We start from the raw sequence: 22,899 nt of genomic DNA, 5'->3' as shown, positions 1-22,899 counted from the left end.
CAGTGGTTCGAATCGGCCGCTATCATACCCCGCTAATTCATCCCGCGCAGAACGGAGTACCCGAATGACCCCTTTCGCCCTTGCCTACACCCTGCATGTACTGGCCGCCCTGGTCTGGGTCGGCGGCATGTTTTTCGCCTGGATGGTCCTGCGCCCGGCGGCCATGGTGGCCCTAGAGGGGCCTGCACGGCTGAAGCTGTGGACAGAAGTGTTTCCGCGTTTTTTCGTCTGGGTCTGGGCCGCGGTGGTGCTCTTGCCGATCAGCGGTATCGGCCTGCTGCACCTGCGCTTCAGTGGCTTCGAAACGGCGCCACGCTATGTCCAGGTGATGATCGGGGTGTACCTGGTGATGACCGCCCTGTTCATTCGCATCCAGGCCCTGCAGCTGCCCGAATTGCGCAAGGCGGTGGCGGCTGAGGACTGGCCGGCCGGTGCAGCCGCGCTGGGCAGGATCCGCCGCCTGGTGGGGATCAACCTGATCATCGGCCTGCTGCTGGTGGCCCTGGCCTCGGCCCGGCCGATCTTCTGAACGCAACCGCCCGCCAATCAGGCGGGCGGCTGGTGACGGGGTACAGGCAGGCTGTTACAGACGCTGCACGGTCAGCGAACCGGCCTCTCCTGCCGGCCCAGGCTGGCCTTGAGTACCGGGGCGCCCACTCTTGCCACCATCGGTGCGATAGACCAGGCAGCCCTTGGACTTGCCGCCCGCCCCCGGTTTGCCACCGGCTCCTGCCAGGCCGCCGGCGCCCCCCTCGACCCAGACCTTGATCTGTTCACCGGGAAAGTCCCGGGGCAGTTCCACTCGTACCTGGGCCCCCGCAGCGCCCGGGCGACCGTCACCGCCGTTGTCGCCATCGGCACCGCGCCCGGCCTGGCCCCAGGTGCATCCCGGTTCCTGGCCATTGGCCCCGTCAAGACCCACATAGCCCGGCGCGCCTGCGCCACCACGGGCATCCACCGACAACTCCTGGGCCTGCAGCGATTCGATGCGCAGGTTCAGGTTGCGTCCAGGCTTGGCAGCCTTGAGGTAAGTGCCCGGCGCCCCCCGGGCAGTGATCTGGCTGCCCGCGCCCAGTTGGGCATGGCGAACGATCAGTTGCAGGCTCTGCTCGGTCGGCACGATGGCGATCCGCGCTTCACGCCCCAGGTTCAGGTCATCGACCTTGAGCTCGGTGACATTGGCCGGAATCAGCAAGGTGCCGTAGTCGGCGACTTCCAGGCGCTCCAGTTGCAGGGTGCTGGCGGTATTGGGCAAGCGCATCAGGGAGTTGGTCTCAACCTTGACCACCTGGGCCATGGCCAGGGGGCTGCAGAACAGGGCCAACAGGCAGAGTTTACGCATGATCGGCCTCGACGACGGCAGGAGCGGGAAGGGTCTGCAGGTGAAAGATCCCCACCAGCAGGATTTGCAACCGATCACGCCAGGGATGCGCACGGCCCTTGAGGCTGCCATTGAACAGCAACAGTTCCAGCAGATGGGTCAACAGCAACAGGCTGCCCGCCAGATTGACCAGCACATGCAACGGGTTGATCAATGGCATCGCCAGGTTGATCAGCACTACCAGCCAGAACAACCCGGTGAAGAATTTCCCCAGCCCCCATAAGACCCTCATACGCTCCCCTCGTGAATTATTCTTTGCGCGCACAGTAACGATTTATCCCGAGGATAAGCCAGAGGGGGGGATGAAAATTCTTCGCCAGGCGTCTGTTTAGCCGCCGGATCGACGAGGATCGCCGACCCGGGGCTCTCACCTCAGCGCTGCAGATGCAACTCCACTCGACGGTTCTGCGCCCGTCCCTGCTCGCTGTCGTTGTCCGCCACTGGCTGGCTCTCTCCCAGGCCCTGGCTGCTGACCTTGTTCGGCGCCAGCCCCTGGCTCAGGAGAAAGTCGGCAACGCTGCGGGCACGGCGCTCCGAGAGTTTCTGGTTGTAGGCGTCGGAACCCTGGCTGTCGGTATGCCCTATGACCTTGATACTCACCACCTCAGCGCTGCCCAGCTTGCTCATCAGCCCTTGCAACTGATCACGCGCCTCGCTTGTCAGCTGGGCCGAGTCGAAGGCAAACAACACCTTGCCCTGGTCACTGAGGGTGATCACTTCAGCGGGCGGCGCCTCGGGCTCTGGTGCCTTGACCGCCGGCGGGTACTGCGGCAACGGGCAACCACGATCGTCCACCGGGGTATTGGCCGGGGTATCCGGGCAGTGATCACGCCGATCGAACACGCCATCGCCGTCCTCGTCACCGTCCTGGGCGTAGCAGATCAGGCCGCCGCCGATCAGCCCCAGGGCGGCTCCCCCTGCGGCCCAGCCACCGCTCTCGATTGCCCCCAGGCCACCGCCGGCCAAGCCGCCGATCAGGCTGCACAGAGGCCAGGTTCGTTGGTTGAGGGGGGCAGTACCATCACTGTGGGTCGCGCAGCCCGTCAACAGACTGCCCAGCAGCAGGACCGGCAACACGGCCCGAGGAAGGATGCTCATCATGAATGCTCCTGTGTGACCGGCCAGACCGGTCACACAGGAGTAAAGACTGCCATGCACAGCTGCACAAGCCGCGCCGGCAAAGGGCTTCAGCGGTTGATCTGGATTTCCGTGCGACGGTTCATTGCCCGGCCTTCGGCGGTCTTGTTATCCGCCACCGGATGGCTTTCACCCGCACCGGAGACCGATACGAAGCTGCTGCGAGGGATACCGTTGGCGATCAGGTATTCCACCACCGAATGAGCACGTTTATCCGAGAGCTTCTGGTTGTAGGCATCACTGCCGACGCTGTCGGTGTAGCCGGTCACTCGCAGTTGCGCGCTCGGTGCTTCCTGTTTCAGGCGAGTCACGATGGTGTTGAGCTTGGTCCTGTCGGCGTCGGTCAACTTGGCCGAGTCGAAGTGGAAGTGCACATCGCGGATGACGATGGTTTCTTCCTTGACCACCACCACCTCTTCCACCACCGGTGGCGGTGGAGGGCAGCCATTGGCATCGACCTGTACGCCTTTGGGCGTATGGGGGCACTTGTCACGGCTGTCCGGCACGCCATCACCGTCCTCGTCGCCATCACCTTTTACCCAGCAATAGGCTCCGGCCAGGCCACCGACCAGCAACGCGCCGCCGCCAGCCCATGAGGAGCTTTCGGTGGCGCCCAGCGCCGCGCCCGTGACGCCGCCCACTGCGGCGCAGATCGGCCAGTCGGTTTTCTGCAAACCTGCACAACCCGTCAACACACTGGTTAACAGAACCAGGGGTACTGCCGTCCGAATGATGCTCATCTGATTTCTCCTGAGGGATCGGCTCGAGGCCGATTCACGGAGTAAAGACCGCACCTTTCATCTGCGCCAGCACCCGGCTATCACCGGTTTGGTCCCGTAAACACGGGAGGTTCGTCGATTTAGTGGTGAACCGCTCTAGGCCCGCAGATGCCGGCACGCTAGTCTTTAACACTCTGATCGAGGAGCCAAGATGAGCGCCGACCTTTCTACCCGCACACCCCAGCAGGCTCTGGCAGCCCTGCTGGATCGCTACGCACCGCAACGGCTGCTGCTGATCGGGGCCAGCGACTTCCCCGCGCTGGCCGCTTTCAAGCAGGCCCACCCCGGTACCCAGGTGGCCCAGGCAGAGCCCGGCCCGCTGCCCGCCGCACTGGCCGCGCAGCGTTTCGACCTGGCCCTGGTGGTGGATTGCCTGGAGCACCTGCCCAAGCGCGATGGCCTGAACCTGCTGGGGGGGATCCGCAACCTCAATGCCAGCCGGATCGCGGTGCTCGCCGACCTGTCCGCCTGCGGCTGGCAGGAGACCGACTTCTTTTCCCTGGCCCTGCAGGCCAGCGAGCACTTCCAGCGCGAAGAACAGGTGCTGACCCTGTTTACCTACGATCTGCTTGAATACAAACAAGTGCCCGACTGGCTCAACGCTCGTTTCTGGGCAAACCCGGAAAATTTTGGAAAGTACTGGTGGTAACCCAATGAGTGCCTCGATTTGTCCCTGTGGCAGCGGTAACCTGCTGGACGCCTGCTGCGGCCATTACCATGCCGGCCATCCCGCGCCCTGCGCCGAAGCCCTGATGCGCTCGCGCTACAGCGCCTATGTGCTGGGGCAGGTGGATTACCTGCTGGCCACCACGCTGCCCACCCAGCAAACCGGCCTGGATCGCCAGTCCATCAGTGACTGGAGTGCGCAAAGCACCTGGCTGGGGCTGCAGGTGGAAAGCTCGGAAGTCTTCGGCGGCCAGCCCGAGCATGCCTTCGTCACCTTCACCGCACGCTGGCATGACAGCCAGGGCGAACACAGCCACCGGGAGCGCTCGTCGTTCGTGCAGAATCAGGGGCGCTGGTATTTCATCGACCCCACGGTGCCGGTGAAGGCTGGCCGCAATGACGCCTGCCCCTGTGGCAGCGGGCACAAGTTCAAGAAGTGCTGCGCCAGCTATTTCACCCGCTGAGCCTTCGCTGGCTACGCTCTCCCCACGCCCAGGACGGGCAACGGGGCTTCAAAGGGACACTTGCAATGATCGGTGAGCTGCGCGCGTTACGGACAATCTGCCTGCTTGGGGTACTGGGCCTGTCGGGCTGCGTGTCCTGGTTCACCGACGAGGAAGCAGACCCCACGGTGCACCTGGTCAAGGTCGAGGTGGTCAAGGCCAACCTGCTGGAGCAACGCTTCACCCTGCACCTGCGCGTGGACAATCCCAACGACAGCGACCTGACGGTGCGCCGCCTGACCTACCGCGTCTACCTGGAGCGTTTTCTGCTCAGTGAAGGCGAACATGAACACTGGTTCACCGTCACGCCCCACAGCAGCCGCTTCTTCAAGGTGCCGGTGCGCACCAACCTCTGGCCCCAGATCCGCGACGTGGTGAAACTGCTACGCAACCCGCAGCGCCCGATCCCCTATCGCCTGGAAGGCGAGCTGGAAATCGGATTATTCATCGGCCGGGACGTGCACCTGAAGCGCAATGGCGTGATAATTCCCGGCGATTTTATTCCGGAGTAACCAGCAATGACCCAACAACCTCATGTCCATGGCCCTGACTGCAATCACGATCATGACCACCACGATCATGACCATGGCCATGTTCACGGCCCGCACTGCAACCACGCCCACCAGGAGCCGGTGCGCAACGCCCTTAAGGACGTCGGCCGCAATGACCCCTGCCCATGCGGCAGCAGCAAGAAGTTCAAGAAGTGCCACGGCGCTTGATCTGACAGCGCAAGCACGCTTGCCTGCGTGAATCCGCCGGCAAGCTGGGCCCGGCCTGGCTGTTTCTACAGCAGCTGCGCCAGGGTCAGCACGGTGGCGTACTCGCCATCCAGGTTGGCCAGCGACATGGCGTGCACCTCTTCGGCGGTACGAGCCCGGCCGGCAAAGTCGAGTTTGTCGAAGGTGTAGCAGGCGTCGGCCACCACCCACACGGCAAAACCCAGGTTACCGGCGCTACGCGCCGTCGACTCCACCGAGTTGTGGGTGGCCACGCCGACGATCACCAGTTGCTCGATCCCCGCCTCTCGCAGGTCCGCCTCCAGGGTATTGGCGCAAAAAGCGTCCGGCACCTGCTTCTGGATCAGCCATTCCCCCGGCCGGGGCGCAAAGCACGGTTGGAACTCGACGCCGGACTGCCCAGGCCAGAACACCGAATCCGTCGAGCGCGACAGGTGCTGCACATGGATCACCGGCCAGTTTCGGGCGCGCCAATACGCCAGCAATTCAAGCATCCGCTCCTCTGCCTGGGGGTTGTTGCGCGGGCCAAGCCGGGGATGGAGGATGCCTTGTTGCTGATCGATGAGCATCAATGCCGTGCTGGCGGGGATGGGCATGAAAAACTCTCTGTCGAGCCGTGATTGAATTGCTCCCACTTCAGCATCACCTCCTGTTGCCGGCAAGCCAAAGAATGCACACCGGGCGATCTAATGCCGAAGTTTGCTGTCGCTTAATACAGACGCATCTCACTTGGAGCACTGCATGATCGACCTGTACTACTGGACCACCCCCAACGGCCACAAGATCTCCCTGTTCCTGGAAGAGGCCGGCCTGCCCTACACCCTGTACCCGGTCAATATTGGCCTGGGCGAACAATTCAAGCCCGAGTTCCTGAAGATCGCCCCCAATAACCGCATCCCGGCCATCGTCGACCATGAGCCGGCGGATGGCGGGGCGCCGCTGTCGCTGTTCGAGTCCGGAGCCATTCTGCTGTACCTCGCGGAAAAGACCGGAAGGTTCCTGCCCCAGGACCTGCGAGGCCGCCAGGAAGCCCTGCAATGGTTGTTCTGGCAAATGGGCGGGCTGGGGCCGATGGCCGGACAGAACCATCACTTCAGCCAGTCCGCCCCGGAAAAGATCCCCTACGCCATCAAGCGCTACGTGGATGAAACCGCGCGCCTGTACGGCGTGCTGGACCGGCGCCTGGCAGACCGGGACTTCGTCGCCGGCCACGAATACAGCATTGCCGACATGGCGATCTATCCGTGGATTGCGTCGTACAAGAAGCAGAGCCAGAAGCTCGAGGACTTTCCGCACCTGCAGCGCTGGTTCAACAGCATCCGGGCCCGGCCGGCTACCGAGCGCGCATACGCTTTGGTGGAACAAGTGAATCCCGCGCCATAGCCTCCCCGCGCAGTCGATTCTTGTAGGCGCTGGCTTGCCAGCGAAAGCGGCCACGAGGGCGATTCAGGGACCGAAGGCCTCTTCGCCGGCAAGCCGGCTTCTACGGGTTTTCGCAGGTCGCGGGGTCCCGGCGATGACTATTTATCGCGCGCTCGAGAAATACCTCCTGCCCGCGCTTGCGTGGCACTCGCCTGCTCACTAACGTAGCGCCTTTATCGACGCTACCCCCCGCAGGAGCTTTGCCATGGCCTCGCCAGCCCTCTCACATTTTCTTCCCCGGTTCGGCGTTGCTGCGGCAGTGGCCGGCGCTCTCAGCCTGGCCGGATGCCAGTCCTGGAACACTCAGAACACCCTGCCGCCCACCTCTGGCGTACAACCGCTCAAGGGGCTGGCGCAGAACGTTTCCGTACGACGCAATGCTGTCGGTGTACCGCTGATCGAAAGCAACAGCTTCCACGATGCGCTGTTCACCCTCGGCTACGTGCACGCCAGCGACCGCATCGGCGAGATGGTCACCCTGCGTCTGTTGGCCCAGGGCCGGCTGGCGGAGATGTCCGGCGCCGAGGTGCTGGACGTCGACCGGCTGATGCGCGCGGTGAACCTGAAGAAAAGCGCCGACGAGCTGTACAAGGCCTCGTCGCCACGCATCAAGCGTTTCTTCGAGGTCTATGCCCGGGGGGTCAACGCCTACCTGTTCCGCTATCGCGACAAACTGCCGCCGGATCTGGCGTCGAAGGGCTACACCCCCGAATACTGGAAGGCCGAGGATTCGGCGCTGATCTTCTGCCTGCTGAATTTCGGCCAGTCCGCCAACCTGCTGGAAGAGATCAATGCGCTGGTCCTCACGCAAAAAGTCGGCAGCGACACGCTGCCCTGGCTGACGCCGAGCTACCCCGATGAACCCCTGCCCATGGCCGAGGTCGACAAGCTCAAGGGGCTGGCCGTGCAGGTGCCCGGCCTGGCCGAGCTGAGCCTTGCCGCCAGGCAGATGTCGGCCCTCAACACCCTGGGGGCCACCGGGGGCAGCAACCTGGCGGTGGCCCCGCAGCGCGCCCGCAGCGGTCGCAGCCTGCTGGCCAGCGACAGCCAGATCAGCGCCTGGTACTACGTGCAGCTCCGCGCCCCGAAGTATCAGGTGGCGGGCGCCTCGATTGCTGGCTTGCCGGCCATTCTGCAAGGGTTCAACGGCAAGCTGGCCTGGAGCATGAGCTCAGCGATGGGCGACAACCAGGACCTGTTCCTGGAGAAACTCAAGCGCCAGGGCAATGCCCTGTATTACCTGAACAACGGCAAATGGCAGCCGACCATCGTTCGCAACGAAACCTACTTCGTCAAAGGCCAGCGGCCAATTCGCGAAGCAGTGTACGAAACCCGCCACGGCCCACTGCTCAACAGCTCGCTGGGGATTGGCGCCAACACCCCGCTGGCCAATGGCTACGGCCTGGCGCTGCAGGTGCCGGAGCTCAAGGACGACAAGAGCCTGGATGCGTTCTTCGACCTGTCCCGGGCGCAGAATGCGGAAAAAGCCTCCGACGCCAGCCGCGAGATCCGCGCCATTGCCCTGAACATGGTCTATGCCGACGCCAGCAACATTGGCTGGCAGGTCACCGGGCGCTTCCCCAACCGCCGCGAAGGCCAGGGCCTGCTGCCGTCTCCCGGCTGGGACGGGCGCTATGACTGGGACGGCTACGCCGACCCGATGCTCCATCCCTATGACCAGGACCCGGCGCAAGGCTGGATCGCCACTGCCAATCAACGGGTGATCTCCCGCGGCTACGGCATGCAACTGTCCAACTCCTGGGAGGCTCCCGAGCGGGCCGAGCGCATCGGCCAATTGCTGTCTGCCGGCAAACAGGACAACCGCAGCCTGATTGCCCTGCAATACGACCAGAGCACCCTGTTCGCCGCCAAGTTGAAGCAGATGTTCGAGGCACCGGGCATGGCCCAGCCGCTGAAAAACGCCATCCAGGCCCTGCCCGAGGCTGACCGGGCCAAGGCCCGCGAAGCCTACAGCCGGCTGATGGCCTTCGACGGCAAGCTCAGTGCAGGCTCCGCCGACGCCGCGCTCTACGAATTGTTCCTCCAGGAAAGCGCCAAGCAGATCTTCCTCAGTCGACTCGGCCCGGAGTCCGCTATCGCCTGGCAAGCCCTGGTCGCCAACGCCGGCCTGTCCTACTCGGCCCAGGCCGACCATCTTCTGGGGCGAGAGGACAGCCCGTTCTGGGGCGACTCGCGTGCCGGACAGAAAGCAGACAAACCGACGGTCATTGCCCACAGCCTGGCGGCGGCCGTCAGCGCCGGCGAGCAACTGATGGGCGGCGACCGCAAGGCCTGGCAGTGGGGCAAGCTGCACAGCTATCGCTGGAGCAACAGCAACGGCCAGGCGATTCGCGGGCCATTGCAGGCGGGGGGCGACCACAACACCATCAACAGCGCCGGATATCACTGGGGCCAGGACTTTGCCATCAGCCACACCCCGACTCTGCGCTTTATCGTCGACTTCGCACTGAGCGAGCCGCTGATGGGCCTCAACAGCAGTGGCCAATCCAGCAACCCGGTGAGCCCGAACTACGCCAACGGCATCGACGGCTGGCTCAAGGCCCAGTACCTGAGCTTCCCGATGCAGCCGCAGAACTTCGAACGCAGCTACGGCAAGACCCGCCTGACCTTGGTCCCCGGCAAGTAATCCAGCTGCTCCAACCCGCTGGCGCACCTTGCGCCAGCGGGCTTGCCCGACAACGATCGGCCCTCACCCCAGCCTCCAGCGATCCACCCGGCGAACATCCGCTCGGCACCGGCCGCATGGCCCCTCCCAGACATCACGCACTCTCTTGGCGCCAGGCCAGCAGCACGCCCCATTTCAGTGCTCGGCACGCTTGGCCCGAAGACTATCAACAGCTTTTAAAACACTTGTTCGGGACTCTGGTTCGGAAATTGCTACTTTCATTAAGTCTTATGCGTTCCAGTAACAGTACTCACGCGCCACAAGCGCTCATATTGGTTCTTAGGGATTGAATAATGAAAAAAGCATTGCTGACCCTTTCTGCATTGGCGCTGTGCATGGCCGCCGGCTCCGCCCTGGCCAAGGAATACAAGGAGCTGCGCTTCGGCGTCGACCCGTCCTATGCCCCCTTCGAATCCAAGGCCGCCGATGGCAGCCTGGTGGGCTTCGACATCGACCTGGGCAACGCCATCTGCGCCGAGCTGAAGGTCAAGTGCAAGTGGGTCGAAAGTGACTTCGACGGCATGATCCCGGGCCTCAAGGCCAATAAATTCGACGGTGTGATCTCCTCCATGACCGTCACTCCGGCCCGGGAAAAGGTCATCGACTTTTCCAGCGAGCTGTTCTCCGGCCCTACCGCACTGGTGTTCAAGAAAGGCTCGGGCCTGAGCGCAGACAGCGCATCGCTCAAGGGCAAGACCGTCGGCTATGAGCAGGGCACTATCCAGGAAGCCTATGCCAAGGCCGTACTGGACAAGGCCGGGGTGAAGACCCAGGCCTATCAGAACCAGGACCAGGTCTACGCCGACCTGACTTCCGGGCGCCTGGATGCCTCGATCCAGGACATGTTGCAGGCCGAACTGGGCTTCCTCAAGTCGCTTCAGGGCGCTGACTACGAGGTCAGCAAGCCGGTGGACGATCCCCTGCTGCCGGCCAAGACCGCCGTCGGTATCTCGAAAGGTAACAAAGAGCTGAAAGCGCTTCTGGATAAAGGTATCAAAGCGTTACACGATGATGGCACCTACGCCACCATCCAGAAAAAACACTTCGGTGACCTGAACCTCTACAGCGGTAAATAACCTGCCGGCGCCCATCCTCGATGGGCGCCTTTTTTATCGCCACGGGTCACTGATCGATGCTCGAAGAACTTCTAAAAAACCTGGGGCTTTCCGCCTTCAGCCTCAAGGGTTTCGGCCCTCTGCTGCTGGAAGGTACCTGGATGACCATCAAGTTGTCGGTGTTGTCGCTCTTGGTCAGCGTTCTGCTCGGCCTGCTGGGCGCCAGCGCCAAACTCTCCAGCTTCAAACTGCTGCGCATTCCTGCCCAGCTCTATACCACCCTGATCCGCGGCGTGCCGGACCTGGTCCTGATGCTGCTGATCTTCTACAGCCTGCAGACCTGGCTGACCTCCTTCACGGATTTCATGGAGTGGGAATACATCGAGATCAACCCCTTCAGCGCCGGAGTCATCACCCTAGGCTTCATTTATGGCGCCTACTTTACCGAGACCTTTCGCGGGGCGATCCTTGCAGTGCCTCGGGGCCAGGTAGAAGCCGCGACCGCCTACGGCCTGAAGCGCGGCCAGCGCTTTCGCTTCGTGGTGTTCCCACAGATGATGCGCTTCGCCCTGCCGGGCATCGGCAACAACTGGATGGTGATGCTCAAGGCCACCGCCCTGGTGTCGATCATCGGCCTGGCCGACCTGGTCAAGGCCGCCCAGGACGCCGGCAAGAGCACCTACCAGCTGTTCTATTTCCTGGTCCTGGCGGCATTGATCTATTTGCTGATCACCAGTGCTTCCAACTTCGTGCTGCGCCGGCTTGAACGCCGCTATGCGGCCGGTGCCCGGGAGGCCGTGCGATGATCGAACTCCTGCAGGAATACTGGCGGCCGTTCCTCTACAGCGACGGCTACCACATGACCGGGCTGGCCATGACTATGTGGTTGCTCAGCGCATCAATCTGTATCGGTTTTGTGGTGTCGATCCCGCTGTCCATTGCCCGGGTTTCGCCCAAGCGCTACATCCGCTGGCCAGTGCAGTTCTACACCTACCTGTTTCGCGGCACGCCGCTCTACATCCAGTTGCTGATCTGCTACACCGGGATCTACAGCATCGCCGCGATTCGTGCGCAGCCGGTGCTCGATGCGTTCTTTCGCGATGCGATGAACTGCACCATCCTGGCCTTCGCCCTCAATACCTGCGCCTACACCACAGAAATTTTCGCCGGGGCGATCCGCAGCATGGCCCACGGCGAAGTCGAGGCGGCCAAGGCCTACGGCCTCAGTGGCTGGAAACTGTATGCCTACGTGATCATGCCCTCGGCCCTGCGCCGCTCGCTGCCCTACTACAGCAACGAGGTGATCCTGATGCTGCACTCCACCACGGTGGCGTTCACCGCGACCATTCCCGACATCCTGAAAATCGCCCGGGACGCCAACTCGGCGACCTTCCTGACGTTTCAGTCATTCGGCATCGCCGCGATCATCTACCTGTGCGTGACCTTCACCCTGGTGGGCCTGTTCCGCCTCGCCGAACGCCGCTGGCTGGCCTTCCTCGGGCCAACCCACTAGGACTTGCAACAGGAAAACATGCAATGCGCCACGAGATCCACGACCTGATCGCCCCATTGCCGGGCACCGCGCGACAGGTCCACAGCTTTCATTTCGGCCCTGCCCAGGCCCCGGGCAAGGTCTATATCCAGGCCTCCCTGCACGCCGACGAACTGCCCGGTATGCTGGTGGCCTGGCACCTCAAGCAACGCCTGGCGGAGCTGGAAGCCGCCGGCCGCCTGCGCCACGAAATCGTGCTGGTGCCGGTGGCCAATCCGGTTGGCCTGGAACAGGTATTGATGGACGTACCGCTGGGGCGCTACGAGCTGGAGAGCGGACAGAACTTCAACCGCTGGTTCGTCGACCTCAGCGAGGAAGTCGGCAACCTCGTCGAAGAGCAGCTCAATGACGATGCGCAACACAACCTCGACCTGATCCGCCGGCACCTGGCCGCAGCCCTGAGCCGCCAGCGACCGACCACACAACTGCAATCCCTGCGCCTAACCCTGCAACGGCTGGCCTGTGATGCCGACATGGTGCTGGACCTGCATTGCGACTTCGAAGCCGTGGCACACCTCTACACCACCCCCGAGGCCTGGCCCCGGGTCGAGCCGCTGGCGCGCTACATCGGTGCCGAAGCCTGCCTGCTGGCCACCGACTCCGGCGGCCAGTCATTCGACGAATGCTTCACTCTGCTGTGGTGGCAACTGCAGCAACGCTTCGGCGCACGCTTCGCCATCCCCTCGGGAAGCTTTGCCGTGACCGTCGAACTGCGGGGGCAGGGTGACGTCAATCATGGCCTGGCCAGCCTGGACTGCCAGGCCCTGGTGGACTACCTGATCCATTTCGGCGCTATCGAAGGCCTGCCACCGGCGCTGCCCGAACTGCCTTTCCCGGCCACGCCCCTGGCCGGGGTCGAGCCGGTAGCGGCGCCGGTGGGCGGGCTGCTGGTGTTCAGCGCGCTGCCGGGGGAATACCTGCAGGCCGGGCAGTTGGTGGCCGAAATCATCGATCCGGTCAGCGATCGGGTCACCCCTGTCCATTGCAACAACCCCGGACTGCTGTACGCCCGCTCGCTGAAGCGCATGGCCACCGCCGGCATGATCATCGCCCATGTCGCCGGCCGCGAAGCCTATCGCAGCGGCTATCTACTTTCGCCTTGAGGATGCACGCTCCATGTACAAACTGACTGTTGAAGGCCTGCACAAATGCTACGGCGACAACGAAGTGCTCAAAGGCGTCTCCCTCAAGGCCAGGACCGGCGACGTGATCAGCCTGATCGGCGCCAGTGGTTCGGGAAAAAGCACCTTCCTGCGCTGCATCAACTTCCTTGAAACCCCGGACGACGGGGCCATGAGCCTGGATGGCCAGCCGATCCGCATGGTCAGTGATCGCCACGGCATGCACGTGGCCGATCCGGCGGAGCTGCAACGGATCCGCACTCGCCTGGCCATGGTGTTCCAGCATTTCAACCTGTGGAGCCACATGACGGTGCTGGAAAACATCACCATGGCCCCGCGCCGGGTGCTGGGGGTCAGCACCAAGGACGCCGAGGAGCGTGCCCGGCGCTACCTGGACAAGGTCGGCCTGCCGGCCCGGGTCGCCACCCAGTACCCGGCCTTCCTCTCCGGCGGCCAGCAGCAACGGGTGGCTATCGCCCGTGCCCTGGCCATGGAGCCGGAAGTCATGCTGTTCGACGAGCCGACCTCGGCCCTGGACCCAGAACTGGTGGGCGAAGTGCTCAAGGTGATCCAGGGGCTGGCGGAGGAAGGACGGACCATGATCATGGTCACCCACGAAATGAGCTTTGCGCGCAAGGTGTCGAGCCAGGTGCTGTTCCTGCACAAGGGCCTGGTGGAGGAAGAAGGGCCTCCCGAAGAGGTGCTGGGCAATCCGAAGAGCGAACGCCTGCAGCAATTTCTCAGTGGCAACCTGAAATAGCCGGCAGTCAGGTCAGATGTCCCCGTCCGCCCGTCCTTGCGGCGGTCGGGACCATGGACCGGCGCCTGTCGCCTCAGGCGACAGGCGCGGGCGGCGGCTCATCCGGCAAGGTAGGCTCGCCAGGCTCGGTGGGTTCAAGGGGTTGCGGAGAGTCGGGGTCAGGCTGACCGGGAATACCGCCCGCCATGCTGACGGGAGGATGCGCCAGCAGGGTCCAGGCCAACAAGCCGACCTGATTGGGTTCCAACCTGGCCAAGGCGGCGCTGATTCGCGGATCTATCTTCATGGGGCACTCCTGAGCTGTGCCCGACACGCCTTGCGCGTGCCGGCAGTACCCTCAATAGAGTGCCTGCCCGCTCAGGAATTCCCGCTGTTCGTCAGACAGACGAACTCAGGTGCGTGGCAAGGTCACGCCACGCTGGCCCTGGTATTTGCCACCACGGTCCTTATAGGACACTTCGCACTCTTCGTCAGACTCCAGGAACAGCATCTGCGCCACGCCTTCGTTGGCGTAGATCTTCGCCGGCAGGGTCGTGGTGTTGGAGAACTCCAGGGTCACGTGCCCTTCCCACTCCGGCTCCAGCGGGGTCACGTTGACGATGATGCCGCAACGGGCATAGGTGCTCTTGCCCAGGCAGATGGTCAGCACGTTGCGCGGAATGCGGAAGTACTCGACGGTGCGGGCCAGGGCAAAGGAGTTCGGTGGGATGATGCAGACATCGCTCTTGATGTCGACGAAGCTCTTCTCATCGAAGTTCTTCGGGTCAACGGTTGCCGAGTTGATGTTGGTGAACACCTTGAACTCGTCGGCGCAACGCACGTCGTAGCCATAGCTCGACACCCCGAAGGAGATCAGCCGATCCTGGCCTTCGCCACGCATCTGGCGCTCGACGAAGGGCTCGATCATGCCGTGCTCTTGCGCCATGCGGCGAATCCACTTGTCCGATTTGATGCTCATGGCGGGTGTCCTGAAATAACGAGGTGAAAAAATTCGGTCCGGCATCTTACCGGGGCGCGTGGCCGGGTTCAAAGTCTGGGGCGTTTTTCTCGCCTCGCCCCGTGTTTTTCAAGGGCTGGGCGACCGGTAGCTCGCCGTCAGTCACGAAAACTGAGAAACCTTCGCACTGACCATTGGCACGTTCAGGAAAAAGGGTTAAGGTGGCGCCACTGTGCTGCTTGTGTCACTGAGAATCTCTACACGATGTTGAATTTCGATCCAACCATCTCCAAGAATTTTTCCTGCTCTTTGCACTCAGTCTCGGCCAGGGCTTTTCCTGAGTCGCAGTTAACTTTGTCCAAGGAGATACACCATGTCTAATCGCCAAACCGGTACCGTTAAGTGGTTCAACGATGAAAAAGGCTTCGGCTTCATCACTCCACAATCCGGTGACGACCTGTTCGTACACTTCAAAGCTATCCAATCCGACGGCTTCAAAAGCCTGAAAGAAGGCCAACAGGTTTCTTTCATCGCTACCCGCGGTCAGAAAGGCATGCAAGCTGAAGAAGTACAAGTTATCTAACTTGTACTGATCCAGTAAAAAAGCCCCGCCCTCAACAGCGGGGCTTTTTTGTGCCCGTCAGTTTTGTCGGCGCCCTCGCTTGCGGCAAAGGCGCCCCGGCTTACCAGGTCACGCCAAAGCCCACGGTGTAGCGGGTCTTGTCCAGATCACTGTCCTTGGTGCCACGGATCAGGTCCTTTTCTGCCTTGAGGTTCAGCGACGCCCAGTCGGTGACCTTGTAGCGCAGCCCCATCTCGGCATCCAGTGCATAGTCAGCCACACCCGACAGCGGCCGCCCCACTTCGCCATTGGTGAAGAACTCCACCCGCTTGCCGATCAAGTAGCGGTTGTAGTCCCACTTCATGGCCAGAGAGTAGAAGTTGTCCTTGCCGCCATCGGCATACTCGTAGTCCGTGCGGTTGAGCAGCGAGCCCAGGGAGAACGCACCCAGCTCATCGTCCCAGAACTGGTAGCCCGGACCGGTACCCACCACCCGCTGCCGCGCCAGGTCCTCGACCTTGTCGCGCTTGTAGGTCAGGCGCCCTTCCCAGTACCACTTATCGGTGATGAACCGGTCCAGGGCGTATTCCGCGCTCCAGTTGTCGGTGGTCACCTGGTGATCCTGGAACTCGCGGTTGTACTCGCCCTGAGCGTTATGACGCCAGGCGCCATGGCGTGCCGACGTCTTGAAGTCGATGTCGTAGTCATCGGTATTCTTCTCGGCACGCTTGTAGTCCATGGCCACGTCGACATTGCCCTTCCAGAGCATGTCCTCCACCAATGGCTTGGGCTTCATGATCTGCTGGATACTCGCCAGCTCGACCGTCTTGGGCGCCTCGCCATTGGCCAGGATGACCTTGCCGTCCTCGGAGGCCTGCAGCGATTTGGCCTTTTCCCCGGAATAGGCATCCTGCTTGACCAGCAGTTCCTGATCGCTCTCCAACGTCTTGACCTGCTTCCAATCAATGGAAATGGCACCGCCATAATCAGTCTGGATCAACAGCTTGCCGCCATCGAAGACCTTGATCTTGCCACTCAGGCGATCACCGTTCTTCAACCAGACGGTATCGGCCAGCACAGGCATGGAGGTGCTGAGCACCGCGAAACACAGCAACGTTCTTGGCAACATAAGTAGATACAGGACTCGATCTTGCGAAAAAAAACGGCATTATTCCTGTTGAACAAGCCTTAGTCAGGACTGACCCGGGTATTGCGAGTGAGTTCAATACGCATCCACCCGTTATCTGCACTACCGACCAGCGTCCTCCTTTCCTGCTATCTGGAACCGCGAATGTGACCGAACACGGCGAAGATCCGCAAAGCCCCGCACAGATCCGACGTACGGCGCTGTACCTGACCCTGGCCCAGGTCCCCGAAGGCAAGGTCGTGAGCTATGGCCAACTGGCGCAAATGGCCGGCCTGGGGCGGGCTGCCCGCTGGGTCGGGCGCACCCTCAGCCAATTGCCCGCCGACTCGCGCCTGCCCTGGCACCGGGTTCTGGGGGCTGGTGGCCGCATCAGCCTGCCGGCCGGCAGCCCCTCGGGCGACGAACAGCGTGCCAGACTGCGCGGCGAAGGTGTCTCTATCCTGAACAATCGCGTGGATATTCAGCGCCATGGCTGGCGTCCGGTAGAGCACAGCGGTTAGAGTGCGCGCTTTGTTTCCGTCATCTGAGGCAGACTTCAGCCCATGCCCCGTAAAACCTGGCGCGCCGCACTTGCCGCCTATGCCAGCCCCTCGACGCTCGTGCTGTTGCTGCTTGGTTTCGCCGCCGGCATGCCCTACATGCTGGTGTTCTCGACTCTTTCGGTGTGGTTGCGCGAGGCCGGTGTAGCCCGTGAAACCATCGGTTATGCCAGCCTGATCGGCCTGGCGTATGCCTTCAAGTGGGTGTGGTCCCCCCTGCTCGACCAATGGCGCCTGCCCCTGCTGGGCAAGCTCGGTCGACGCCGCTCCTGGCTGGTGCTGGCGCAAACCCTGGTGATTCTCGGCCTGATCGGCATGGGGTTCTGCGACCCGCAAAAGCATCTTTCCTGGCTGATAGCCATTGCCGTGGTCGTGGCCTTTGCCTCGGCCACCCAGGACATCGCCATCGACGCCTACCGCCTGGAAATCGCCGATGACAGCCGCCAGGCTGCGCTGGCCGCCAGCTATATGTCCGGCTACCGAATCGCGGTGCTCCTGGCCACCGCTGGCGCCCTGTTCTTCGCCGAAGGTTTCGGCTCTACCGGCTTCAGCTACAAGCATTCGGCCTGGACCGGCACCTACGTGCTGTTCGGCGTGCTGATGATTCCGGCGCTGGTCACCACCCTGCTGATGCGCGAACCACCGGTGCCATTGCGCACCCAGCTGTCTGCGGGACGCTACAGCTTCGCCCACCAGTTGATCTCGGTCTTCGTGCTGATCGTGCTGCTGGTTTCCGTACCTGCCACCTTCACCCAGCTGTACAACACCGACTTCGCCAGCGTGATCTTCGACGGCATGAGCCCGCTGGACCTGCTGCTGGAGGACCGGGCCTTCCTGCGGGCAATCCTCTACATCACCCTCAGCACCCTGTGCCTGTCAGCCATGGGCCGCCGGGGCCTGGCGCCGGTGCTTACGCCGGTCAACGACTTCATCCTGCGTTACCGCTGGCAGGCTTTCCTGCTGCTGGGACTGATTGCCACCTACCGCATGTCGGACACGGTCATGGGCGTGATGGCCAACGTGTTCTACATCGACCAGGGCTTCACCAAGGACCAGATTGCCGGGGTCAGCAAGATCTTCGGCCTGATCATGACCCTGCTGGGTGCGGGCATGGGCGGCCTGTTGATCGTGCGCTTCGGCATCCTGCCGATCCTGTTCATCGGCGGCGCCGCGTCCGCCGGGACCAACCTGCTGTTCCTGATGCTGGCCGACATGGGGCCGAACCTGGAAATGCTGATTGTCACCATTTCCCTGGACAACTTCAGTTCGGGCATGGCGACCTCGGCCTTCGTCGCCTACCTCTCAAGCCTGACCAACCTCAAGTTCTCCGCCACGCAATATGCGCTGCTCAGCTCCATCATGCTGTTGCTGCCACGACTGATCGGTGGCTATTCCGGCGTCATGGTGGAAAAGTTCGGCTACCACAACTTTTTCCTCATCACCGCGATACTCGGCGTGCCTACGTTGATCCTGATCGCCGTGCACTGGTTCCAGGAGAGCCGCCGCGCCGGCCCCAAACCCGAGCCCGAGGCAACGGCCAACGGCACCGCCGCAAGCGAAGAATCCTAATCAATCCCGGGGGTTGCGGGCTTTTCGGCCCCCCCCCCGAGGCCTCCGAGCACAATCCTGTACGCCAGCGGAACTCGCCCGTACAATGCTCCGTCATTTCTAGTCTTCAGCAACCGACAACGGCCTACCATGCGCACCAGTCAATTTTTGCTCGCCACACAGAAAGAAACGCCTTCCGATGCGGTCGTGATCAGCCATCAGTTGATGCTGCGCGCCGGCATGATCCGCAAACTGGCCTCGGGCCTGTACACCTGGCTCCCGATGGGCCTGCGGGTAATGCGCAAGGTCGAAACCATCGTTCGTGAAGAAATGAACGCTGCCGGTTCGCTTGAAGTGTTGATGCCGAGCACCCAGCCGGCCGAGCTGTGGCAGGAGTCGGGGCGCTGGGAAGAGTACGGCCCGGAACTGCTGCGCTTCAAGGATCGCCACGGCCGCGACTTCTGCGCCGGCCCGACCCACGAAGAAGTGATCACCGACCTGATGCGCAACGAGTTGAGCAGCTACAAGCAGTTGCCGATCAACCTGTACCAGATCCAGACCAAATTCCGTGATGAGATCCGCCCACGCTTCGGCTTGATGCGCGGCCGCGAATTCATCATGAAGGATGCCTACTCCTTCCACACCGACCAGGCATCCTTGCAGGTCACCTACGACCGCATGCACCAGGCCTACTGCAACGTCTTCACGCGCCTGGGCCTGAAGTTCCGCCCGGTAGAGGCTGACAACGGCTCGATCGGCGGCGCCGGCTCCCACGAGTTCCACGTACTGGCCGAGTCCGGCGAAGACGATATCGTCTTCAGCAACGGCTCCGACTACGCGGCAAATATCGAGAAGGCCGAGGCTGTGCCGCGTGAGGCGTCTCGCCCGGCGGCCACCGAGGCCATGCGCCTGGTCGACACCCCCGATGCGAAAACCATCGCCCAGTTGGTCGAAGGCTACAACCTGCCTATCGAGAAAACCGTCAAGACCCTGGTGGTGCACGCCGAGGAAGCCGGCAAGCTGATCGCCCTGATCATCCGCGGCGACCACGAGTTGAACGAAATCAAGGCGGCCAACCAGCCAGGCGTTGCCAGCCCACTGGTGATGGCGTCCGAAGCCGAGCTGCGCGACGCCATCGGCGCCGGTGCCGGCTCCCTGGGCCCGGTGAACCTGCCGCTGCCGATCATCATCGACCGTTCGGTGGAGCTGATGAGCGACTTCGGCGTTGGCGCCAACATCGACGACAAGCACTATTTCGGCGTCAACTGGGAGCGCGACCTGCCGGTTCCAAGCGTGGCCGACCTGCGCAACGTCGTTGCCGGCGATCCAAGCCCTGATGGCAAGGGCACCCTGGAAATCAAGCGCGGCATCGAAGTCGGGCACATCTTCCAGCTGGGCAACAAGTACAGCAAGGCGATGAAGTGCGAAGTGCTGGGCGAGAACGGCAAGCCGGTCACCCTGGAAATGGGCTGCTACGGCATTGGCGTATCCCGCGTGGTGGCCGCCGCCATCGAGCAGAACAACGACCAGAACGGCATCATCTGGAGCGATACCCTGGCGCCGTTCCAGATCGCCCTGGTACCGCTGCGCTACGAAACCGAGCAGGTCCGTGAAGCCACCGACACGCTGTACGCGCAGCTCACCGCCGCCGGTTTCGAGGTACTGCTGGACGACCGCGACAAGAAAACCAGCCCGGGCATCAAGTTCGCGGACATGGAGCTGATCGGCATTCCTCACCGGATCGTGGTCAGTGACCGCGGTCTCGCCGAAGGCAACCTGGAATACAAGAGCCGTACCGAAGCCGAGGCGCAAGCATTGCCCGTGGCCGACGTGCTGTCCTTCCTCCAAGCCCGTATTCGTCGCTGAAACCAGATAGAGAAGTCATGTTCAAGCGAAACACCTTAAGCCTCGGTGGCGCCGCCTTGTGCGGTGCCCTGCTGGTCAGCGGCTGCGCCAATCAGATGTCGCAACGCAGCGAGCACGAGGAACGGGTCGAGCGCAAACTGCTCGACCACAGCCTGCAGATCGATGTCGGTGAGCCTAAGGTGCTTGAGCTGCCGCAACGTCGGGTACGCATCCATGAGCAGAAGACCTTCGAAGTCACCGAGTTCGAGGTCACTCGCCACTACGATCGCTACACCCCCTATCAGCCCTGGCGGGAGATCTACGAGATCCCGCTAGGTGCAGTGGCCCTGGTGGCCGGTGTGGGCGCCAACGTGGTCAATGTCTTTGCCCTGGGCAACCTGCCAGACAGCGTGACCAAGGACTGGATCAGCTACGGCGTATCCGGGATCAACCCGTTCATGAACATGCCCTCCCACGGTCGCGCCCAGCAGAACCTGGCGGCCATTGGCGAAGTCCAGCGCGACAAGCGCCTGGAGTATTCGAGCCTGCCCTGGAGCGAGCGCCCGGTGCAGGTCAAGGCCGGCAAGGAAACCTACGAGTTGAGCACTGACCGCAATGGCGTGCTGCGCTTGAACCTGCTGGACAACCCGTTCTCCGAGCAGGACCTGAAGCACATCGGCAAACTGCAGATCAGCGTCGAGGACGCCCAGGACGAAGTGCACTCGGACTCGTCCCTGAGCATCAGCAGCAACTTGCGCAGCAAGCTGCTGGAAGCCCACGCACTGATCTACGACGACCTTGAAGATGATGAGGTGAGCCAATGGGTGCACCGGGTCAAGCGCCTGTCGGAACTGGGCCTGGAAGAAGAAGCCAGCGAGCTGGAGCAAAGCTTGATCGAGCTGACCCGCAACGATCCGGAGCTGCAGAACGAATTTCTCAAGTCCCTGGCCAAGAATGCCGGTCGACTGGTAGCCGATCCCGGCAACCATTGACCCTCTCCTGCCAGCGGTGGCGGCGCTACGCTTGCAAGGTAGCGTCCGGAATCGCTGACATCCGAGGCTAGATCCCCCTGAACAGCTCCAGCTGTTCGTGAGCACCGCGCAAATCCTGCAGGCGCACACCAATTCCCAGCAGCCGCACCGGCTTGCCGCCGCGCTTGAAGGCCTGGGTCAGCAATTGTCGGTAACTGTCCAGGTCCCGCCCCGCCCCTGCCTGCTCCAGAGTGGTCTGGGTAAAGTCGTGAAACTTCACTTTGACGAACGGTTTGCCTGGCCGGTAACTGCTGTCGATGCGGGCAATGCGCCCCGCCAGCGTCTCCATCAGTTCCGGGAGTTTTTGCAGGCAGCTGTCCAGATCCGGCAGATCCGCGTCATAGGTGTTCTCCACGCTGATGGATTGCCGGCGACTGTCATTCTGCACCGGGCGCTCGTCGATCCCCCGGGCCAGGCTCCACAAGCGCTCGCCGAAACTGCCGAATTCGCGCACCAAGGCCAGCTTGGTCCAGTCGCGCAGTTGCAAGCAGTCAACGATGCCCAGGCGCGCCAGCTTGTCCGCGGTGACCTTGCCAACGCCGTGCAGCTTGTTCACCGGCAACTCGGAAACAAAGTCCTCCACCTGATCCGGGGTGATCACGAACAGCCCATTGGGCTTTTTCCAGTCGCTGGCAATCTTCGCCAGGAACTTGTTCGGCGCCACCCCCGCCGACACGGTGATATGCAACTGATTGGAGACCCGCCGCCGAATGTCCTGGGCGATGCGCGTGGCACTGCCGGCGAAACTGGGGCTGTCGGAGACATCCAGGTAAGCCTCGTCCAGTGACAGTGGCTCGATCAGGTCCGTGTAGTCGCGAAAGATCGTGTGAATCTCTTTCGAGGCCTCGCGATAGGCATCCATGCGCGGCTTGACGATCACCAGGTCCGGGCACAGGGTCAAGGCGTGCCGCGATGACATGGCTGAACGCACCCCATAAGCCCGCGCCTCATAGTTGCAGGTGGCGATCACCCCGCGCCGGTCCGCGGAGCCGCCCACCGCCAGAGGCTTGCTGGCCAGTTGCGGATCGTCGCGCATCTCGATGGCTGCATAGAAGCAATCACAGTCAATGTGGATGATTTTGCGCTGCATCATATAAAGGCAGAGATCACAGAAGGCAGAGGCTGGAATGAAGGCAGGCAGCAAGTATCTACCGATACCTGTATATAGCACCAGTGCCTTGCATCAAGCGGCTGATGCCCAGCAGTGATGAACGAATTTATTTTTTCAATGGGCAAGGCACCCTCAATAGAGCTGCAGGCCCCGTTCTAGCGGGGCCAAGGCCACTTCAAAAGGCCATATCAAGACGCTAAGCGATTGAACAGGAAGCATTTTTTAAAATTTAATGATTGACACAAACTGATCACCCTGTAGAATTCGGCCACACAGACGCGGGATGGAGCAGTCTGGTAGCTCGTCGGGCTCATAACCCGAAGGTCGTCGGTTCAAATCCGGCTCCCGCAACCAAACATCAAAAAAGGCTACTCGAAAGA

At 62.3% G+C, this 22,899-nt stretch carries 26 protein-coding genes and 1 tRNA gene; 18 read left to right on the top strand and 9 right to left on the bottom strand.

What is annotated here, in order from left to right:
* Positions 1–64 precede the first annotated feature (64 nt).
* A complete protein-coding gene (locus tag U873_RS0108050; RefSeq protein WP_025127755.1) occupies positions 65–529 on the top strand; it encodes a CopD family protein in 465 nt (154 codons plus the stop codon).
* A 54-nt stretch (positions 530–583) separates the two neighbouring features.
* On the opposite strand, the gene U873_RS0108045 is transcribed toward U873_RS0108050, so the two are convergent.
* The 4 genes from U873_RS0108045 to U873_RS37390 form a co-directional block, all read right to left on the bottom strand.
* Positions 584–1,342 carry a hypothetical protein gene (locus U873_RS0108045; RefSeq protein ID WP_025127754.1) on the bottom strand — a complete coding sequence of 253 codons (759 nt, stop codon included), beginning with the start codon at positions 1,340–1,342 and terminating at the stop codon, positions 584–586.
* Positions 1,335–1,613, bottom strand: a complete 279-nt coding sequence (locus U873_RS0108040; RefSeq protein WP_025127753.1) for a DUF1145 domain-containing protein — start codon at positions 1,611–1,613, stop codon at positions 1,335–1,337. Before U873_RS0108040 ends, U873_RS0108045 begins: the two co-directional genes overlap by 8 nt.
* A 140-nt stretch (positions 1,614–1,753) precedes the next feature.
* Complete coding sequence (locus tag U873_RS0108035) at positions 1,754–2,479, bottom strand: OmpA family protein (RefSeq protein WP_025127752.1); 726 nt, start codon at positions 2,477–2,479, stop codon at positions 1,754–1,756.
* Positions 2,480–2,568: 89 nt separating this feature from the next.
* On the bottom strand, positions 2,569–3,258 hold the full coding sequence (locus tag U873_RS37390; protein WP_025127751.1) for an OmpA family protein: 690 nt from the start codon (positions 3,256–3,258) through the stop codon (positions 2,569–2,571).
* Between the two features lie 190 nt (positions 3,259–3,448).
* On the opposite strand from U873_RS37390, the gene U873_RS0108025 reads away from it, so the two are divergent.
* The 4 genes from U873_RS0108025 (at position 3,449) to U873_RS0108010 (ending at position 5,185) form a co-directional block, all read left to right on the top strand.
* Positions 3,449–3,946 (top strand): DUF6231 family protein, encoded by a 498-nt coding sequence (locus U873_RS0108025; protein WP_025127750.1) that lies wholly within the window; start codon positions 3,449–3,451, stop codon positions 3,944–3,946.
* A 4-nt stretch (positions 3,947–3,950) separates the two neighbouring features.
* Entirely contained in the window at positions 3,951–4,427 is a 477-nt protein-coding gene (locus tag U873_RS0108020) for a YchJ family protein (protein WP_025127749.1), read from the top strand.
* 65 nt (positions 4,428–4,492) lie between these two features.
* Positions 4,493–4,978 (top strand): LEA type 2 family protein, encoded by a 486-nt coding sequence (locus U873_RS0108015; protein WP_025127748.1) that lies wholly within the window; start codon positions 4,493–4,495, stop codon positions 4,976–4,978.
* 6 nt (positions 4,979–4,984) lie between these two features.
* Complete coding sequence (locus U873_RS0108010; protein ID WP_007923047.1) at positions 4,985–5,185, top strand: SEC-C metal-binding domain-containing protein; 201 nt, start codon at positions 4,985–4,987, stop codon at positions 5,183–5,185.
* Positions 5,186–5,250: 65 nt separating this feature from the next.
* On the opposite strand, the gene U873_RS0108005 is transcribed toward U873_RS0108010, so the two are convergent.
* Positions 5,251–5,799: a cysteine hydrolase family protein gene (locus U873_RS0108005; protein WP_025127747.1), complete on the bottom strand. Its 549-nt coding sequence runs from the start codon at positions 5,797–5,799 to the stop codon at positions 5,251–5,253.
* A gap of 145 nt (positions 5,800–5,944) precedes the next feature.
* Here U873_RS0108005 and U873_RS0108000 point away from each other — a divergent pair, with 145 nt between their 5' ends.
* The 7 genes from U873_RS0108000 (at position 5,945) to U873_RS0107970 (ending at position 13,799) form a co-directional block, all read left to right on the top strand.
* A complete protein-coding gene (locus U873_RS0108000; RefSeq protein WP_025127746.1) occupies positions 5,945–6,586 on the top strand; it encodes a glutathione binding-like protein in 642 nt (213 codons plus the stop codon).
* Positions 6,587–6,830: 244 nt separating this feature from the next.
* The gene (locus U873_RS0107995) at positions 6,831–9,272 is read left to right on the top strand and encodes a penicillin acylase family protein (RefSeq protein ID WP_025127745.1); all 2,442 of its coding nucleotides are present in this window, start codon (positions 6,831–6,833) and stop codon (positions 9,270–9,272) included.
* Between the two features lie 332 nt (positions 9,273–9,604).
* Complete coding sequence (locus U873_RS0107990) at positions 9,605–10,387, top strand: transporter substrate-binding domain-containing protein (RefSeq protein ID WP_025127744.1); 783 nt, start codon at positions 9,605–9,607, stop codon at positions 10,385–10,387.
* Positions 10,388–10,443: 56 nt separating this feature from the next.
* Positions 10,444–11,172, top strand: a complete 729-nt coding sequence (locus U873_RS0107985) for an ABC transporter permease (protein WP_025127743.1) — start codon at positions 10,444–10,446, stop codon at positions 11,170–11,172.
* Positions 11,169–11,879 carry an ABC transporter permease gene (locus U873_RS0107980; protein ID WP_025127742.1) on the top strand — a complete coding sequence of 237 codons (711 nt, stop codon included), beginning with the start codon at positions 11,169–11,171 and terminating at the stop codon, positions 11,877–11,879. Before U873_RS0107985 ends, U873_RS0107980 begins: the two co-directional genes overlap by 4 nt.
* A 23-nt stretch (positions 11,880–11,902) precedes the next feature.
* Positions 11,903–13,021: a succinylglutamate desuccinylase/aspartoacylase family protein gene (locus tag U873_RS0107975; RefSeq protein ID WP_025127741.1), complete on the top strand. Its 1,119-nt coding sequence runs from the start codon at positions 11,903–11,905 to the stop codon at positions 13,019–13,021.
* Between the two features lie 13 nt (positions 13,022–13,034).
* Positions 13,035–13,799: an ABC transporter ATP-binding protein gene (locus U873_RS0107970; protein ID WP_025127740.1), complete on the top strand. Its 765-nt coding sequence runs from the start codon at positions 13,035–13,037 to the stop codon at positions 13,797–13,799.
* Positions 13,800–13,872: 73 nt separating this feature from the next.
* Here the strand turns inward: U873_RS0107970 and U873_RS0107965 are convergent, their stop codons facing one another.
* Together U873_RS0107965 and dcd are read right to left on the bottom strand one after the other, a co-directional pair.
* The gene (locus tag U873_RS0107965; protein WP_025127739.1) at positions 13,873–14,085 is read right to left on the bottom strand and encodes a hypothetical protein; all 213 of its coding nucleotides are present in this window, start codon (positions 14,083–14,085) and stop codon (positions 13,873–13,875) included.
* A 105-nt stretch (positions 14,086–14,190) separates the two neighbouring features.
* Positions 14,191–14,757 (bottom strand): dCTP deaminase, encoded by a 567-nt coding sequence (dcd, locus tag U873_RS0107960; protein ID WP_011059604.1) that lies wholly within the window; start codon positions 14,755–14,757, stop codon positions 14,191–14,193.
* Positions 14,758–15,109: 352 nt separating this feature from the next.
* On the opposite strand from dcd, the gene U873_RS0107955 reads away from it, so the two are divergent.
* Positions 15,110–15,319, top strand: a complete 210-nt coding sequence (locus U873_RS0107955) for a cold-shock protein (RefSeq protein WP_002554837.1) — start codon at positions 15,110–15,112, stop codon at positions 15,317–15,319.
* 100 nt (positions 15,320–15,419) lie between these two features.
* On the opposite strand, the gene U873_RS0107950 is transcribed toward U873_RS0107955, so the two are convergent.
* A complete protein-coding gene (locus tag U873_RS0107950) occupies positions 15,420–16,427 on the bottom strand; it encodes a DUF481 domain-containing protein (protein WP_025127738.1) in 1,008 nt (335 codons plus the stop codon).
* Positions 16,428–16,591: 164 nt separating this feature from the next.
* Here U873_RS0107950 and U873_RS0107945 point away from each other — a divergent pair, with 164 nt between their 5' ends.
* The 4 genes from U873_RS0107945 (at position 16,592) to U873_RS0107930 (ending at position 21,369) form a co-directional block, all read left to right on the top strand.
* Positions 16,592–16,945 (top strand): MGMT family protein, encoded by a 354-nt coding sequence (locus U873_RS0107945; protein ID WP_025127737.1) that lies wholly within the window; start codon positions 16,592–16,594, stop codon positions 16,943–16,945.
* Positions 16,946–16,987: 42 nt separating this feature from the next.
* On the top strand, positions 16,988–18,553 hold the full coding sequence (locus U873_RS0107940) for an AmpG family muropeptide MFS transporter (RefSeq protein ID WP_025127736.1): 1,566 nt from the start codon (positions 16,988–16,990) through the stop codon (positions 18,551–18,553).
* 129 nt (positions 18,554–18,682) lie between these two features.
* A complete protein-coding gene (locus U873_RS0107935; RefSeq protein ID WP_025127735.1) occupies positions 18,683–20,398 on the top strand; it encodes a proline--tRNA ligase in 1,716 nt (571 codons plus the stop codon).
* Positions 20,399–20,415: 17 nt separating this feature from the next.
* The gene (locus U873_RS0107930) at positions 20,416–21,369 is read left to right on the top strand and encodes a hypothetical protein (protein ID WP_025127734.1); all 954 of its coding nucleotides are present in this window, start codon (positions 20,416–20,418) and stop codon (positions 21,367–21,369) included.
* Between the two features lie 67 nt (positions 21,370–21,436).
* Here U873_RS0107930 and dinB read toward each other — a convergent pair whose 3' ends face one another.
* Positions 21,437–22,501 carry a DNA polymerase IV gene (gene dinB / locus U873_RS0107925; RefSeq protein WP_025127733.1) on the bottom strand — a complete coding sequence of 355 codons (1,065 nt, stop codon included), beginning with the start codon at positions 22,499–22,501 and terminating at the stop codon, positions 21,437–21,439.
* Between the two features lie 295 nt (positions 22,502–22,796).
* Between dinB and U873_RS0107920 the strand changes: the two genes are divergently transcribed.
* Positions 22,797–22,873 (top strand) — tRNA-Met (locus tag U873_RS0107920).
* Positions 22,874–22,899: the final 26 nt, after the last annotated feature.

The organism is Pseudomonas sp. PH1b, from assembly GCF_000633395.1.
In the GTDB taxonomy this organism is placed as follows: Bacteria; Pseudomonadota; Gammaproteobacteria; order Pseudomonadales; family Pseudomonadaceae; genus Aquipseudomonas.
This window is presented reverse-complemented; position numbering and strand designations above follow the sequence as displayed.